Here is a 15,767-nt window from a genome sequence, read left to right as displayed (position 1 = left end):
CAACCCTCCAATCATTGGGAGTCCCTGGCATGGCCCTGTACGAATCCGATCACACCAAATTCATGCGCGAAATGCTGGCTAAGAACCCGGAGTGGGTGGAAGACCAGCGCAAGGGCCGGGCCATCTGGTGGGACAAGGAACTGCCCCAGGAAGAGCAGGAAGGCTTCAAGGCCGCCAAGGTGGCCCAGAAGTCCTACCCCTACGATGTGAACAGCAAGTAAGCCGGTTACGGCAACCATACCAAGCAAAAGGGCCAGGCGTGATGCCTGGCCCTTTTGCTTTGTTGGCGAGGGCAGGGATTTCCGGGGCCGTCCCTGGTGGCGGTCCGGCCCGGACCCCGCCCCCTTTTGAGGGGCGCCGCGCGGATCAGTCGGTGAGGGGCTTGATGACGCGCTTCACGGCCGGATCTTCGGGGTGGGGGTGGATGGTGAAGCCCAGGCTGGTCATCAGCTTGAACATCTTGGAGTTGAGGGCCAGCACGTCGCCCACCACGGCCCGGTAGCCCTTGGCCCGGGCGCACTCGATGATGGCGCTCATCAGCTTGCGGCCGACGCCGCGCTTCTGCCAGCCGTCGGCCACGGCCAGGGCGAATTCCACCGTCTCGCCGTCCGGGTTGGATACGAAGCGGGAGACGCCCACCTGGACTTCCTTGCCGTCCTCCTCGGTGACGGCGACAAAGGCCATTTCCCGGTCGTAGTCGATCTGGGTGAAGCGCACCAGCATGGACTGGGTCAGCTCCCGCAGGGTGTCCATGAAACGGAAGTACTTGGATTCGTCGGACAGGTGGGCGACGAATTCCTTCTCCATTTCCGCATCTTCCGGACGGATGGGGCGGATCACCACCACCTGGCCGTCGGGCAGGACCCAGTCCTCCACCAGGTGGGCCGGGTAGGGGTGGATGGCCATGTGGGAATAGCGGTCACCGGATGAGGGGGCGAAGTCGATGACGATGCGGGCATCGGCGGCGATGGCGCCGTTTTCATCGACGATCAGGGGGTTGAGGTCCAGCTCCTGCAGCCAGGGCAGTTCGCACACCATCTGGGAGATGCGCAGCAGCACGTCCTCCAGGGCCTCCATGTTGGCGGCGGGCATGTTGCGGTAGTCGCCCAGGATCTTGGCGGCCCGGGTGGAACGGATCAGGTCCTCCACCAGGTAGCTGTTCATGGGCGGCAGGGCCACGGCGGTGTCGTTGAAGACCTCGCACTCGGCACCGCCGACACCGAAGGTGATGACGGGGCCGAAGACCCGGTCCCGGATCACGCCCACCTTCAGTTCCCGGCCGTTGGGACGGGCCACGAAAGGCTCGATGGAAACGCCGTTGATGCGGGCGCTGGGGGCGTTGCGGCCCACGGTGTCGAGAATGTCGTGGTAGGCATTGCGCACGGCAGCGGCGGAGATGATGTTGAGGCGCACGCCGCCCACTTCGGACTTGCGCGGCAGGTCGGGGGAATCCACCTTCATCACCACCGGGAAGCCGATCTGCTCGGCCAGCAGCAGGGCCTCGGTGGGAGTGCGGGCCACCATGGTCTGGGCCACGGGAATCTTGAAAGCCCGCAGCACGGACTTGGACTCCATTTCGGAGAGCACCTTGCGCCGTTCCGACAGCACCGCCTCGATCAGCATCTTGGCGCCTTCGGTGGCGGTCTTGGCCTGGCGGGAGATGGGTTCCGGCGTCTGCAGCAGCAGCTTCTGGTTGCGGTAGTAGGTGGACAGATGGGAGAACAGGTCCACCGCCGTTTCCGGCATGCGGAAGGCGGGAATGCCGGCTTCGGTCAGCATCTTGCGCGCCGGGTAGGTCTGCTGTTCGCCCATCCAGCAGCCGACGATGGGCTTGGTACAGGTCTCGCTGGCGGTGATCACGGCCTTGGCCACTTCCTCGGGCTGGGTCATGGCCTGGGGCGTCAGCATCACCAGGATGCCGTCCACCTCCGGGTCCTGGGTGCCGGCCAGGATGGCGTCCCGGTAGCGTTCCGGGGTGGCATCGCCGACGATGTCGATGGGGTTGGCGTGGGACCAGGTGGGCGGCAGCACCGCATTGAGGGAGGCGATGGTGGACTGGGACAGGTCGGCCAGGGGGATGCCCAGTTCGGCGGCCCGGTCGGCGGCCATGGCGCCGGGGCCGCCGCCGTTGGTGATGATCAGCAGCTTGTTGCCGTCGGGGCGGAACTTGGAGGCCAGGCCCTTGGCGGCGTAGAACAGCTGGCCGATGTTGCGCACCCGCACCACGCCGGCCCGCTTCAGGGCGGCGTCGAACACCGCGTCGGAGCCCAGGGCCATGCCCGAGTGCACCTGGGCGGCGACGGAACCGGATTCGTAACGGCCGGCCTTGAGCAGCAGGATGGGCTTGATGCGGGCGGCCGAACGCATGGCGCTCATGAAGCGGCGGGCGTTGCGGATGCCTTCCACGTACATGAGGATGTAGTGGGTGCGGTTGTCGTAAACCAGGTAGTCGAGAATCTCGCCAAAATCGATGTCGGCGGAGCCGCCGGTGGAAATGACGGAGGAGAAGCCCACGTCATTGACCTTGGCCCAGTCGAGAATGGCGGTGCACAGGGCGCCGGACTGGGAGACCAGGGCCAGGTTGCCCGGGTTGGCGGAGATGTTGGCGAAGGTGGCGTTGAGGCCCTGCACCGGGCGGATCAGGCCGAGACAGTTGGGGCCCAGGATGCGCACGCCGTAGCTGCGGGCAATTTCCACCATCTTGCGTTCGAGGGCGGCACCGGAGTGGCCGGCCTCGGCGAAGCCGGCGGTGATGACCACCACGTTCTTGACGCCGCTGCGGCCGCATTGCTCGATGATGGCCGGCACGGTGCGGGCCTGGGTGGCGATCACGGCCAGGTCCACGCGGGCGCCGATCTCCTCGATGGACTTGTAGGCCTGTACGCCCTGCACGGTGTCGTGCTTGGGGTTGATCGGGTAGAGGCGGCCCTTGTAGCCGGCGGCCACGATGTTGCGGTAGATGATGTTGCCGACGGAGTTTTCCCGGTCCGAGGCGCCGATGACGGCGACGGACTTGGGTTCGAACAGGCTGGTAAGGTAGTGTTCTTCTTCGTGCATGACTTGTCCCCGAGCTTTGGACCAGCCCGGCTTGGCCGGTGCTGATTCGAGTTCCAGTTTGATATTGTGCGACGCAAAAATCTAGCACAAAAGTCAGAAGGTGTCTCATGGGGAAAACCGCAGCCCCCGGTTGCCGTTTGATCCAGGTCAGGAAAGTGACAATTAAACCTATAGTCTGCCTGTCGGGCCGATTGCCGGCCGCTTGCCGGGGTTGATTCGGGCGCGCCCTGTTTCACCCGTACGCCATGTTGCATTGCACCATATTTGGCCGGAGCCCTTGCTCCCGGCTTTCGCCCAGCCTTCGTCCGGAGCTCCCATGTCCGCCCCTGTTTCCGTCCTGCCGCCATCCTCCTGGATCACCCGTTTTGCCCACCTCCTGCCCGGCGGCGGCAGCGTGCTGGACCTGGCCTGCGGCAGCGGCCGCCATGCCCGCTGGCTGGCGGCCCGGGGCCTGGCGGTGACGGCCGTGGATCGGGATGCCGAAGCTATTGCTGCCCTGGCGGGGCTGCCGGGCATCGAAGCCCTGGCGGCGGACCTGGAAGGTGCTCCCTGGCCTCTGGCCGGACGCCGCTTTGACGGCATCGTCGTCACCAACTATCTGCACCGGCCCCTGTGGCCCCTGCTGGCGGCAGCCCTGGCGCCCCGAGGGATGCTGCTCTACGAGACCTTCATGGCGGGCAACGAGCGTTTCGGCAAGCCGAGCCGGCCGGATTTCCTGCTGCAGCCGGGGGAATTGCTGGAGGTCTGCCGGCAGCAGGGGCTGCAGGTGGTTGCCTACGAGGCGGGAGAGGTGGAGGTGCCAAAAGCGGCCATGGTGCAGCGCCTGTGTGCGGTGCCGGGCGACTTGCCCCGGCTTCCCGGCCGGCCCTGAGGCGGGGCACTTAAGCCAGGTTGGCGGCGATCAGACGGGCGGCCGTATGGCCGCTGCGCACGGCCCCTTCCAGGGTGGCCGGATAGTCGCCGGCGGTGTAGTCGCCGGCCAGCCACAGGCCGGGCATGGGCGTGGCGTTGGCGGGGCGCTCCAGATCGGGCCGGCAGGCGAAGGTGGCCCGGGCCTCCCGGATGGTGCGCTGCCAGCGGGGTGGCGCCAGGGGGCGGCCGAGGGCGCTTTCCAGCTCCCGGTGCAGGGACTGGGCCAGGGCCTCGGGGGCCAGCGCTTCCCAGGGGCCGTGGGCGCTGAGGACGCAGGCCAGCAGGCCCCGGTGGCCGTCGAGGGGGCCCCGGTCGAAGACCCATTGGCCGATAGGCCCGGCCAGGCCCAGCAGGGGAAAGGGCAGGGCCACGTCTGCGTCGTACTGCAGATACACCGTGGCGATGGGCTCGTAGGCGAAGGCGGCCAGTTGCCGGCGCAGGGCGTCCAGGGCCGGTGCCGGCGGCAGCAGGGCGGCGCCGTGCTGGGGGGCGGTGGCCAGCACCACCTGGCTGAATTCGGCACTGCCCGTCTGCCCTTCGTTTTCCCACTCCAGCCGCCAGCCCGCGCTGCTGGCCGAAATGCGGCGTACCCGGCTGGAGAGGCGCACCGGCTGGCCTTTTTCAGCCAGCCAGGTTGCAGCGGGTTCAGGGACGAGGCCCCCCAGGTGGGTGGTCGGCAAAAGCATGTCCGTCGCGCCTCCCGGGCCGCCCAGGCTGTCGCGCAGAACGTTGGCGAAGACCTGGGCCGAGGCGGCGGCGGCCGGGGTATTGAGGGCAGCCAGGCACAGGGGCTCCCACAGGAAGCGGGTCAACCGGGGGCCCTGGCGGTACCGTTGCAGCAGTTCACTGACGCTGCAGTCGGCGGGCAGCCGGTAGCCGCCGGCCTTGAGGGCTTGCATGAAGCGGGCGGCGGCGAACTTCTCGCCCAGGCCGACGCCTTTGGCCGTGAGCAGGCCCCAGGCCAGGTGCAGGGGGGCGGGCAGGCGCGGCAGGCGCAGGCTGAAGTGGGGTGGCGTCAGCAGGGCCAGGGGCGTCCGGCGCAGGTGCCCGGCGCTGCCGATCTGGCCCATCAGTTCCAGGGTGGCGCCGTAGGCGCCGATGAGCAGGTGGGGGCCGTTGTCCAGGGCCAGGCCTTCGACCTGGACCAGGCGGGCGCGACCGCCCGGCTGGCGCGCCGATTCGAAGATGCTGACGGGGATGCCCTGGCGGACCAGGGCCACGGCGCAGGCCAGGCCGGCCCAGCCGGCGCCGACAATGGCGACCCGGGCCGGTGCCCCGGTGCCGGACGGCGTCAGCCCTTGATCCACGCCTTGAGCGCCAGCCAGGCCTTGCGTCCGGGCGGGATGGAAATGCGGTGGGTGAGGACCAGCCCGGGCTCGGCGGCGATTTCTTCCAGCAGGCTGCGGTAGATGGCGGCCATCACCAGCCCCGGCTTCTGCTGGCGGCGGTCCGCCGCCGGCAGGGCGGCGAAGGCCTGCTCGTAAAAGCCACGGGCCCGTTCGATCTGGAACTGCATGAGGGCGGCGAAGGCTTCCGTCGGGCGGCTGCTGAGGATGTCCGCCGCCGGCACGTTGAAGCGCTGCAGTTCGTCCATGGGCAGGTAGATGCGGCCGCGGCGGGCATCCTCGCCCACGTCGCGGATGATGTTGGTGAGCTGGAAGGCCATGCCCAGGTCGTGGGCGTACTTGCGCGTGGCCCTTTGCGTCATGCCGAAGATTTCGGCGGAGAGCAGGCCCACCACGCTGGCGACCCGGTAGCAGTAGAGCTGCAGGGATTTGAAGTCGGCGTAGCGGGCCTGGGTCAGGTCCATTTCCATGCCGTCGATGATTTCCAGCAGCAGTTCCTTGTCCAGGGGAATGGTCTTGATCACCTCAGTCAGGGCCTGGGCCACCGGGTGCTGGGGCGTACCATCGTAGAGCCGCTCCACCTCCTGGCGCCACCAGGCCAGCTTGATGGCCGCCACCTGGGGGTCCTCGACTTCGTCCACCACGTCGTCCACCTCCCGGCAGAAGGCGTAGAGGGCGGTCATGGCCTGTTTCTTCTCCCGGGGCAGGAGGGTGAAGCTGATGGTGAAGGAGGAGCCGCTGGCGGCTGCCTTCTGCTGGCAGTAGTCGTGGGGATTCATGGGCGGGATTCTAGCGGCATCCGTGGCGGAAGAGGGCGGCACGACAGGCCAGGAGCAACCAGTCGCCGCCGCCGAGGCGGGGGCGCCGGCGGAAAACGTCGCCCCCTACCTGCCCGATTTTTTCCAGGATGCGCAGGCCCCCTTCCACCGTCAGGCGTATTTCCCAACCGAAACGGCCGGGCAGGTCCAGGGCCAGGGGGGCGCCGTCCAGCATCAGCTGGCGGGCCCGCTGCACCTGGAAATCCATGAGGGAGCACCAGGCCTCGTCGACCTGTCCGGCGGCGATGGCTTTTTCGTCGAGGCCGAAGCACAGCAGGTCCTCCTGGGGCAGGTAGACCCGCTGTTTCTCCCAGTCCACGGCCACGTCCTGCCAGAAATTGATCAGCTGCAGGGCGGTGCAGATGGCGTCCGAGTGGGCCAGGTTTTCCGGCGTGGCGGCTTCGAACAGGTGCAGCATGATGCGCCCCACCGGGTTGGCGGAGCGGCGGCAGTAGTCGAGCAGGGCGGGGTAATCGGCGTAGCGCTTGACCGTGACGTCCTGGGCGAAGGCCGAGAGCAGGTCGTGGAAAGGCTGCAGGGGCAGATCGTGGGCCACCAGGATGGGGGCCAGGTCCTGGAACAGGGGCGTTTCCGGGGTGATGCCGGCCTCGATGCGCTCCAGTTCGGCGCCGTAGGCCGCCAGGGCCTGCAGGCGCTCGGCATCGCCGGCCTCGCCCTCGTCGGCGATGTCGTCGGCGCTGCGGGCGAAACGGTAGATGACTTCCACCGGGCGGCGCAGGTGCCGGGGCAGGAGGATGGAGGCGACAGGGAAATTTTCGTAGTGATCGACGGGCATGGGCATGCGGTCGTGGCGGACGCTTGCCGGGCCAGGCCGGCGTCGTCTCTGGCGGTTGCGGCCCCAGCGGATTCGCGGCGTGGGGCAAGGCTTACAGTATAGAGGCAACTCGGGTAAAATAGCTCGTTTGCGCGAGAGTGGCGGAATTGGTAGACGCACTGGATTTAGGTTCCAGCGCCGCAAGGCGTGGGGGTTCGAGTCCCTTCTCTCGCACCACGGATCGGGCGGCCTAGGCTGCCCTTGTTGTCACTAAGGAAAACGCATGCAAGAGAATTCCCAAGTCTCCAGCGCCCTGGAACGTCGCCTGGATATCGCCGTTGCCATCGCCGATCTGGATAAGGACGTGGACGAGCGTCTGAAGCGCATGGGCAAGAGCGTCAAGCTGCCCGGCTTCCGTCCCGGCAAGGTGCCGTTCAACATGGTCAAGCAGCAGTACGGTGCCCAGGCCCGCCACGAAGCCCTGGCCGACGCTGTGGACAAGGCCTTCGGCGAAGCCGTGACCGCCCAGAAGCTGCGTGTGGCCGGCTATCCCCGCATCGAGGCCAAGAAGACCGAGAGCGACACCCAGCTGGAATTCTCCGCCATTTTCGAGGTTTATCCCGAAATCACCCTGGGCGACGTTTCCACCACCGACGTGGAGCGTCTGTCCTTCGAAGTCGGCGCTGCCGAAGTGGACAAGACCCTGGACATCCTGCGCAAGCAGCGCGTCACCTTCGACAAGGCCGAGCGCGCCGCCGCCAAGGGCGACCGCGTGGTCATCGATTTCCTGGGCAAGAAGGACGGCGTTGCCTTCCAGGGTGGCCAGGCCACCGATTACCCCTTCGTCCTGGGCGAAGGCATGATGCTGGCCGATTTCGAGAACAACGTGGAAGGCCTCAAGGCTGGCGAGTCCAAGACCTTCGACATGACCTTCCCGGCTGACTACTTCTCCAAGGACCTGGCCGGCCAGTCTGTGCAGTTCGAGATCACCGTCAAGGAAGTCCAGGGCGCCAAGCTGCCCGAGGTCGATGCCGAATTCGCCAAGCTGATGGGCATCGCCGACGGCGACGTGGAAAAGATGCGCGCCGAGATCCAGACCAATCTGGGTCGCGAAGTGAAGAAGCGCATCCAGGCCCAGACCAAGGATCAGGTCATGGAAGCCCTGCTCAAGGCCAACCCCATCGACGTGCCCAACGCCCTCATCGAAGGCGAAGTGGAGCGTCTGATGCAGGCCGCCAAGGCTGACATGGAAGCCCGCGGCTTCAAGGGCAAGGACCTGCCGGTCAAGCCCGAGTGGTTCGGCGAACAGGCCAAGCGCCGCGTCACCCTGGGTCTGGTGCTGGCCGAGCTGGTGAAGGTGGAAAACCTGTACGCCAAGCCCGAGCAGATCAAGGCCATGGTGGAAGAGGCTGCCCAGTCCTACGAGAACCCGGACGAAGTGGTGAAGTGGTACTACGCCCAGCCCCAGCGTCTGGCCGAGGTCGAGGCCGTCGTGGTCGAAGATAACGTGGTAAGCTGGGTCCTGGAACGGGCCAAGGTTACCGACAAGACCGCCGACTTCGACGAACTGATGGGTCGCCGCGCCTAAGACGCGCTTCGCATCCGCAGAAGAAGTAACGTGGGGGCTGCAAGTTTTTGCGGCCCCTGCGTCATAATAAGTCACCGCAACGTCCCAAACCTTCGACTCCCCCAACCAAAAAACAGAGGATGCGCATGAAGATCGATAACGGCAGCCAGTGGGATCCCCAAGCCCTGGGGCTGGTCCCCATGGTGGTTGAGCAAAGCGGCCGCGGTGAACGGGCTTTTGACATTTATTCCCGCCTGCTCAAGGAACGCATCGTGTTCCTGGTCGGGCCGGTGAACGACGCCTCCGCCAACCTGGTGGTGGCCCAGTTGCTGTTCCTGGAAGCAGACAATCCCGACAAGGACATCTTCTTCTACATCAATTCCCCGGGTGGTTCCGTGACCGCTGGCCTGTCCATCTACGACACCATGCAGTTCATCAAGCCCGACGTCTCCACCCTGTGCATGGGCCAGGCTGCCTCCATGGGCGCTTTCCTGCTCAACGCCGGGGCCAAGGGCAAGCGTTTTGCGCTGCCCAATTCCCGTGTCATGATTCACCAGCCCATGGGCGGTTTCCAGGGCCAGGCCTCCGACATCGAAATCCACGCCAAGGAAATTCTCTCCCTGCGTGCCAAGTTGAACGAGATCATGGCCAAGCACAGCGGCCAGCCCGTGGATCGTATCGAGAAGGATACGGATCGCGACAACTTCCTTTCTGCAGCCGAAGCCATGGAATACGGCCTGATCGACAAGGTTCTGAGCAGCCGTGCCGACGCCCAGGAAGCAAAATAAGGCAGGGGACGACATATGACGGAAAAGAAAAGCGGCAGCGCCGAAAAGCTGCTTTATTGCTCCTTCTGCGGCAAGAGCCAGCATGAGGTGAAGAAGCTCATCGCCGGACCGTCCGTGTTCATTTGCGACGAGTGCATCGAGTTGTGCAACGACATCATCCGCGACGAGATCGCTGGTGACGTCGGCGGCAAGGGCGGCAAGGACGACCTGCCGACGCCGAAGGAAATCTGCAGCATCCTGGACCAGTACGTGATCGGCCAGGAAGTGGCGAAGAAAATCCTCTCCGTGGCCGTGTACAACCACTACAAGCGCCTGCGCCATCAGGGCAAGAGCGCCGATGACGTGGAACTGGCCAAGAGCAACATCCTGCTGATCGGTCCCACCGGCTCCGGCAAGACCCTGCTGGCCCAGACCCTGGCCCGCCTGCTCAACGTGCCCTTCGTCATGGCCGATGCCACCACCCTGACCGAAGCCGGCTACGTTGGCGAGGATGTGGAAAACATCATCCAGAAGCTGCTGCAGAAGTGCGACTACGAAGTCGAGAAGGCCCAGCAGGGCATCGTCTACATCGACGAAATCGACAAGATTTCCCGCAAGTCCGACAACCCCTCCATCACCCGGGACGTTTCCGGTGAGGGCGTGCAGCAGGCCCTGCTCAAGCTGATCGAAGGTACCGTGGCCAGCGTGCCGCCCCAGGGCGGGCGCAAGCATCCCAACCAGGACTTCGTCCAGGTGGATACGGCCAACATCCTCTTCATCTGCGGCGGCGCTTTCGATGGCCTGGAAAAGGTCATCCGCAACCGTTCCACCCGCGGCGGCATCGGTTTCGGCGCCGAAGTGAAGAGCAAGGAAGACAAGAAGGCCGTCGGCGAAGTGCTGCGCACCGTGGAGCCCGAGGACCTGATCAAGTTCGGCCTGATCCCCGAGTTCGTCGGCCGCCTGCCGGTGATCGCCACCCTGGACGAACTGTCCGAAGCTGCCCTGGTGGAAATCCTGATCGAGCCGAAGAACGCCCTGATCAAGCAGTACCAGAAGCTCTTCGCCATGGAAGGTGCCGAACTGGAAGTGCGTCCCGCGGCCCTCACTGCCATCGCCCGCCGCGCGCTGGAGCGCAAGACCGGCGCCCGGGGCCTGCGTTCCATCCTGGAAGGCGTGCTCCTGGAAACCATGTATGAACTTCCGGGCATGGACAATGTCTCCAAGGTGGTGATCGACGAAGGCATGATCTCCGGCGAAGCCAAGCCCATCCTCATCTACGCCGAGCAGCCCAAGGTTTCCGGCTCCAACTGATCCCGCGCATTGCCTGCAAGCCGGGGAGTCGCCAAATTTGGTGACTCCCCGGGCTTGAAGAATCCTTCCATCGCCCCTATCTTCAGGGGTGATTGCTTTTCATAAGGACTCACCATGTCCAGCATTACCCTATTACCTTCCGAGCCCGTGGATCTGCCCTTGCTGCCCCTGCGGGACGTGGTGGTCTTCCCCCACATGGTTATTCCCCTGTTCGTGGGGCGCCCGAAGTCCATCAAGGCTCTGGAAACCGCCATGGAGGCCGGCAAGAGCATTCTGCTGGTGGCCCAGAAGTCCGCTGCCAAGGATGATCCCGCTCCCGAGGACCTCTACGAGATCGGTTGCGTTGCCAACATCCTGCAGATGTTGAAGCTGCCCGACGGTACCGTGAAGGTGCTGGTGGAAGGCACCCAGCGCGCCCGCATCACGGCGGTGGACAACCAGCAGACCATGTTCTTCGCCACCGCCACGCCCATCGCCGGCGAAGACGGCCCCAACCATGAAGTGGAGGCCATGCGTCGGGCCGTGATTGCCCAGTTCGACCAGTACGTCAAACTGAACAAGAAGATTCCGCCGGAAATCCTCACCTCCATTGCCGGCATCGAAGAGGCCGGCCGACTGGCCGACACCATCGCTGCCCATCTGCCGCTCAAGCTCGAACAGAAGCAGGAAATCCTCGAGCTGTTCGACATCAAGGGGCGCATCGAGCGTCTGCTGACCCAGCTCGAGTCCGAAATCGACATCCTGCAGGTGGAGAAGCGCATCCGCGGCCGCGTCAAGCGCCAGATGGAAAAGAGCCAGCGCGAGTACTACCTGAACGAACAGGTCAAGGCCATCCAGAAGGAACTGGGCGAAGGCGAAGAGTGGGCCGACCTGGAAGAGATGGAAAAGAAGGTCAAGGCTGCCGGCATGACCAAGGAAGCCGTCGCCAAGGCCCAGTCTGAACTGAAGAAGCTCAAGCTGATGTCGCCCATGTCGGCCGAAGCCACCGTGGTGCGCAACTACATCGAGACCCTGGTGGGGCTGCCCTGGAAGAAGAAGACCCGGGTCTCCAAGGACCTGGCCGAAGCCCAGAAGATTCTGGACAAGGACCACTGGGGTCTGGAGAAGGTCAAGGAACGCATTCTCGAGTATCTCGCCGTGCAGCAGCGGGTGGACAAGCTCAAGGCGCCGATCCTGTGCCTGGTCGGACCTCCCGGGGTGGGCAAGACCTCCCTCGGCCAGTCCATCGCCCAGGCCACCAACCGCAAGTTCGTGCGCATGAGTCTTGGCGGCGTGCGGGACGAGGCCGAGATTCGCGGCCACCGCCGTACCTACATCGGTTCCATGCCGGGCAAGATTCTGCAGAACATGACCAAGGTGGCGGTGAAGAACCCCCTGTTCCTCCTCGACGAGGTGGACAAGATGGGCATGGACTTCCGCGGCGATCCTTCCTCCGCCCTGCTGGAGGTGCTGGACCCGGAGCAGAACTCCACCTTCGTGGATCACTATGTCGAAGTGGAATATGACCTGTCCGAGGTCATGTTCGTGGCGACGGCCAACACCCTCAACATCCCCGGCCCGCTGCTGGACCGGATGGAGCTGATCCGCCTCTCCGGCTACACGGAAGACGAGAAGGTCAGCATCGCCCTGCGCTACCTGTTGCCCAAGCAGATGAAGAACAACGGTCTGAAGAAGACCGAGATCGCCGTGGCCGAAAGCGCCCTGCGCGACATCATCCGCTACTACACCCGGGAAGCCGGCGTGCGCAGCCTGGAGCGTGAAATCTCCAAGATCTGCCGCAAGGTGGTGAAGACCCTGCTGCTGAAGAAGAGCCAGACCAAGGTGGCCGTCACGGCACGCAATCTGGACAAGTTCCTCGGTGTGCGCCGCTACACCTTCGGCATGGCGGAAAAGGAAAACCAGGTGGGTCAGGTGACCGGTCTGGCCTGGACCGAAGTGGGCGGCGAACTGCTCACCATCGAAACCGCCGCCCTGCCGGGCAAGGGCAATACCATCAAGACCGGCAAGCTCGGCGAGGTGATGCAGGAGTCCATCCAGGCGGCCGTTTCCGTGGTGCGCCAGCGGGCCCAGTCCCTCGGCATCAAGGACGACTTCTACCAGAAGACCGACATCCACATCCACCTGCCCGAAGGCGCCATTCCCAAGGACGGTCCTTCCGCCGGCATCGGCATCTGCACGGCGATGGTGTCCGTGCTGACCGGCATTCCGGTGCGTTGCGACGTGGCCATGACCGGCGAAATCACCCTGCGGGGTGAGGTGCTGGCCATCGGCGGTCTCAAGGAAAAGCTGCTGGCCGCGGTGCGCGGCGGCCTGCAGAAGGCTTTGATCCCGGAAGAGAACGTCAAGGACCTGACCGAGATTCCCGACAGCATCAAGGGCAAGATCGAGATCGTTCCCGTGCGCTGGATCGACCAGGTGCTGCAGCACGCCCTGGAGCGCATGCCCGAGCCTCTGCCAGCTGTAGATCAAGCAGCGGCGCCGGTCGCCGCCCAGGCGGATGATTCCGCCAATTCCGGCGTCATCACCCACTGATGCCATTTTTGCCATGCCGGATGCAATTCTTCCGGCATGGCAACACCCCCTCAGAATATCCCCCAAATCGGCTAGAAACCGCTTGACACAAGGTTTTCCGGCTTGTTATAAAAGTGCGTGCAGGACTTTCCTGTTAACAACCTTTATGTAAGGGGGCTTACGTGAACAAATCTGAACTGATCGATCAAATCGCCAAGTCTGCGGATATCTCCAAGGCTGCAGCCGGCCGTGCGCTTGATGCCACCATCGGTGCCGTCAAGACTTCCCTGAAGAAGGGCGGCATGGTGACCCTGGTGGGTTTTGGCACCTTCTATGTTGGCAAGCGTGCTGCCCGTTCCGGCCGCAACCCGCGCACCGGCGCCACCATCAAGATCAAGGCAGCCAAGGTGCCGAAGTTCCGCGCTGGTAAAGCGCTCAAGGATGCGGTAAACTAACGGTCTTTCGCGCTTAGCCAAACGGCACGGGTGCTTAGCTCAGTTGGTAGAGCGCTAGCCTTACAAGCTGGATGTCGGCGGTTCGATCCCGTCAGCACCCACCAGAAAAAGAGCGTACAGAGTTAGTCAGGAGTGGTAGTTCAGTCGGTTAGAATACCGGCCTGTCACGCCGGGGGTCGCGGGTTCGAGTCCCGTCCACTCCGCCAGTAAGCAAAAAGGCGAACGAAAGTTCGCCTTTTTTTATTTCAGTGAGCCAAACAACGGAAGCCTTCTTATGTTTGACGCCGTCCGCAACAACAAACGCATCGTTCAGGTATTTCTCGGATTGATCACCCTGCCGTTCGCTTTCTGGGGGGTCGAATCCTACATCCGCAATGCGGGCGACAGTCGCGATGTGGCGACTGTCGGTGGCACGCCCATCACCCTGCAGCAGTATCAGCAGGCCTGGCGCAACCAGCAGGAGCGGCTCCGGGGTGCCCTGGGACCCAACTACAATCCGGCGCTGATGGAGTCTCCCGAGGCTCGCCTGGCGGTGGTTAATTCCCTGGTGGATCAGCGGGTGCTGCTGCTGGAGGCGAATAAGCGCCGCCTCATGGCCAGCGACGACCTGCTGCGCGATGTGATCAGCAAGATTCCCGCCCTGCAGGAAGACGGCAAGTTTTCCGCCGCACGTTACGAAACCGCCCTCAAGGCCCAGGGTCTGACCCAGACCGGTTTCGAAGCCCAGTTGCGTCAGGATCTGACGCTGCAGCAGCTGGTCGGCTCCGTCAGCGATACGGGCATGGTGGCGGCTGCAGCCGCGGAAGCCATGCTGCGCATTCAGGCGGAAGAGCGGCAAGTGGCAGAGCTGCGTATTGTGCCCGAGCAGTTTGCGGCCCAGGCTAAGCCCAGTGCCGAGGCCATGCAGAAGTTCTATGAGGAAAACCGGGCCAGCTTCGAAATTCCGGAGCAGGTGCGGGCCGAGTTCGTGCAGCTGTCGGTCGATGCCTTGCTGGCCCAGCTGGTCGTGACGCCGGAAGAGATCAAGTCCTGGTATGAAGGTCACAAGGACCGCTACCAGCAGTCCGAAGAGCGCCGCGCCAGCCACATCCTTATTCCCAGCGGCAGCGACGTGGCCCAGGCCAAGAGCAAGGCCGAAGCCGTGCTCAAGGAAGTGCAGCAGAGCCCCGCCAAGTTCGCCGATATCGCCAAGCGCGAATCCAAGGATCCCGGTTCTGCCAGCAAGGGTGGCGATCTGGGCTTCTTCGGCAAGGGCAGCATGGTCAAGCCTTTCGAGGATGCGGTCTTCAGCCAGAAGGAAGGCGAACTGTCCGGCCTGGTTCAATCCGATTTCGGTTTCCACATCATCAAGGTCACCGGCATCAAGGGCGGCAAGCTGAAAACCCTGGACGAGGTGAAGCCGGAGATCGAAGCCGAACTGAAGCGTCAGGCAGCCTCCCGCAAGTTTGCCGAAGCGGCTGAGGCCTTCAGCAACACGGTTTATGAACAGTCCGACAGCCTCAAGCCGGCGGCGGACCGCTTCAAGCTGCCGCTGCAGCAGACAGGTTGGTTCTCCCGTCGCGGCGGTCAGAACGCCGGAGTCCTGGGCAACGAGAAGGCGCTGGCCGCCCTCTTCGGCGAAGATGTGCTGAAGAACAAGCGCAATACCGAAGCTGTTGAAATCGCCCCCAACACCCTGGTGGCTGCCCGTATCGTCGAACACAAGCCGGCCAGCCTGAAGCCGTTCGATACGGTCAAGGGCCAGATTGAGGAAATCCTCAAGATCCAGGAGAGCAACGCCCTGGCCAAGAAGGCCGGCGAGGAGAAGCTGGCCCAGTTGAAGGCCGGCGAGGACAAGCTGGGCTGGGCTCTAGTGAAGAATGTGTCGCGCATGGAAGGCAGCCGCCAGGTGCCGCCTGCGGCCTTGCAGGCTATCTTCAAAGCCGACGCCGGCAAGCTGCCTGCCTATACCGGGGTGGAGTTCCCCAACAACGGGGGCTATGTGCTGTACAAGATCATGAAGGTCAGCCAGCCCTCGTCCCTCGATGAAGGCAAGCGCAAGGTACTGCAGAAGGAATACACCTCCCTGGTGGCCCAGGAAGATTTCGCCGCCTACCTGGCTGGCCTGCGTGCCCGCTACAAGGTCGAAGTGAACAAGGCCGCCCTGGAGGATAACAAGGATCGTTGATCCGCATTATCCGAGGCACAAAAAAGCCGACCGTGAAAACGGTCGGCTTTTTTATTGCGGCGGCTGACGGGCCGCCGGAGA

General features: G+C 64.2%; 12 protein-coding genes and 3 tRNA genes. 11 read left to right on the top strand and 4 right to left on the bottom strand.

The genetic code is table 11. The annotated features are described in order from the left end of the window. Positions 1–29 precede the first annotated feature (29 nt). Positions 30–221 carry a DUF3460 family protein gene (locus ACLSSQ_RS10825; protein WP_014237248.1) on the top strand — a complete coding sequence of 64 codons (192 nt, stop codon included), beginning with the start codon at positions 30–32 and terminating at the stop codon, positions 219–221. Between the two features lie 145 nt (positions 222–366). Here the strand turns inward: ACLSSQ_RS10825 and ACLSSQ_RS10820 are convergent, their stop codons facing one another. After that, entirely contained in the window at positions 367–3,057 is a 2,691-nt protein-coding gene (locus ACLSSQ_RS10820) for a bifunctional acetate--CoA ligase family protein/GNAT family N-acetyltransferase (protein WP_014237249.1), read from the bottom strand. 316 nt (positions 3,058–3,373) lie between these two features. On the opposite strand from ACLSSQ_RS10820, the gene ACLSSQ_RS10815 reads away from it, so the two are divergent. Continuing rightward, positions 3,374–3,928 carry a class I SAM-dependent methyltransferase gene (locus tag ACLSSQ_RS10815; RefSeq protein WP_416242669.1) on the top strand — a complete coding sequence of 185 codons (555 nt, stop codon included), beginning with the start codon at positions 3,374–3,376 and terminating at the stop codon, positions 3,926–3,928. Positions 3,929–3,938: 10 nt separating this feature from the next. Here ACLSSQ_RS10815 and hpnE read toward each other — a convergent pair whose 3' ends face one another. The 3 genes from hpnE to hpnC are packed head-to-tail and all read right to left on the bottom strand — an operon-like array spanning position 3,939 to position 6,929. Further along, the gene (hpnE, locus tag ACLSSQ_RS10810) at positions 3,939–5,276 is read right to left on the bottom strand and encodes a hydroxysqualene dehydroxylase HpnE (protein WP_416242668.1); all 1,338 of its coding nucleotides are present in this window, start codon (positions 5,274–5,276) and stop codon (positions 3,939–3,941) included. After that, positions 5,261–6,094, bottom strand: a complete 834-nt coding sequence (hpnD, locus tag ACLSSQ_RS10805; RefSeq protein ID WP_416242667.1) for a presqualene diphosphate synthase HpnD — start codon at positions 6,092–6,094, stop codon at positions 5,261–5,263. The genes hpnE and hpnD overlap by 16 nt, the downstream gene beginning before the upstream one ends. 10 nt (positions 6,095–6,104) lie before the next feature. Then, on the bottom strand, positions 6,105–6,929 hold the full coding sequence (hpnC, locus tag ACLSSQ_RS10800; protein ID WP_416242666.1) for a squalene synthase HpnC: 825 nt from the start codon (positions 6,927–6,929) through the stop codon (positions 6,105–6,107). A gap of 131 nt (positions 6,930–7,060) precedes the next feature. Here hpnC and ACLSSQ_RS10795 point away from each other — a divergent pair. The 9 genes from ACLSSQ_RS10795 (at position 7,061) to ACLSSQ_RS10755 (ending at position 15,686) form a co-directional block, all read left to right on the top strand. Then, a tRNA-Leu gene (locus tag ACLSSQ_RS10795) sits at positions 7,061–7,145 on the top strand. A 46-nt stretch (positions 7,146–7,191) separates the two neighbouring features. Further along, positions 7,192–8,496 (top strand): trigger factor, encoded by a 1,305-nt coding sequence (gene tig, locus ACLSSQ_RS10790; RefSeq protein WP_205230243.1) that lies wholly within the window; start codon positions 7,192–7,194, stop codon positions 8,494–8,496. Between the two features lie 125 nt (positions 8,497–8,621). Further along, positions 8,622–9,263 carry an ATP-dependent Clp endopeptidase proteolytic subunit ClpP gene (clpP, locus tag ACLSSQ_RS10785; protein WP_014237255.1) on the top strand — a complete coding sequence of 214 codons (642 nt, stop codon included), beginning with the start codon at positions 8,622–8,624 and terminating at the stop codon, positions 9,261–9,263. Between the two features lie 15 nt (positions 9,264–9,278). Continuing rightward, positions 9,279–10,553, top strand: coding sequence for an ATP-dependent Clp protease ATP-binding subunit ClpX (gene clpX, locus ACLSSQ_RS10780; RefSeq protein WP_014237256.1), 1,275 nt, complete (start codon positions 9,279–9,281; stop codon positions 10,551–10,553). A gap of 114 nt (positions 10,554–10,667) precedes the next feature. Beyond that, positions 10,668–13,085 (top strand): endopeptidase La, encoded by a 2,418-nt coding sequence (gene lon, locus ACLSSQ_RS10775; RefSeq protein WP_130458322.1) that lies wholly within the window; start codon positions 10,668–10,670, stop codon positions 13,083–13,085. A 161-nt stretch (positions 13,086–13,246) separates the two neighbouring features. Beyond that, positions 13,247–13,519: an HU family DNA-binding protein gene (locus ACLSSQ_RS10770; protein ID WP_014237258.1), complete on the top strand. Its 273-nt coding sequence runs from the start codon at positions 13,247–13,249 to the stop codon at positions 13,517–13,519. A gap of 28 nt (positions 13,520–13,547) precedes the next feature. Next, positions 13,548–13,623: transfer RNA gene (locus ACLSSQ_RS10765), tRNA-Val, on the top strand. A 25-nt stretch (positions 13,624–13,648) separates the two neighbouring features. Further along, positions 13,649–13,725: transfer RNA gene (locus ACLSSQ_RS10760), tRNA-Asp, on the top strand. A 68-nt stretch (positions 13,726–13,793) separates the two neighbouring features. Next, positions 13,794–15,686: a SurA N-terminal domain-containing protein gene (locus tag ACLSSQ_RS10755; RefSeq protein WP_416242665.1), complete on the top strand. Its 1,893-nt coding sequence runs from the start codon at positions 13,794–13,796 to the stop codon at positions 15,684–15,686. The last annotated feature ends 81 nt before the right edge of the window (positions 15,687–15,767 follow it).

The organism is Azospira sp. APE16 (genome assembly GCF_047901315.1).
Taxonomy (GTDB): Bacteria; Pseudomonadota; Gammaproteobacteria; order Burkholderiales; family Rhodocyclaceae; genus Azospira; species Azospira oryzae.
The sequence above is the reverse complement of the archived record's forward strand: the minus strand, read 5'-3'. Positions and strand labels throughout refer to the sequence as shown.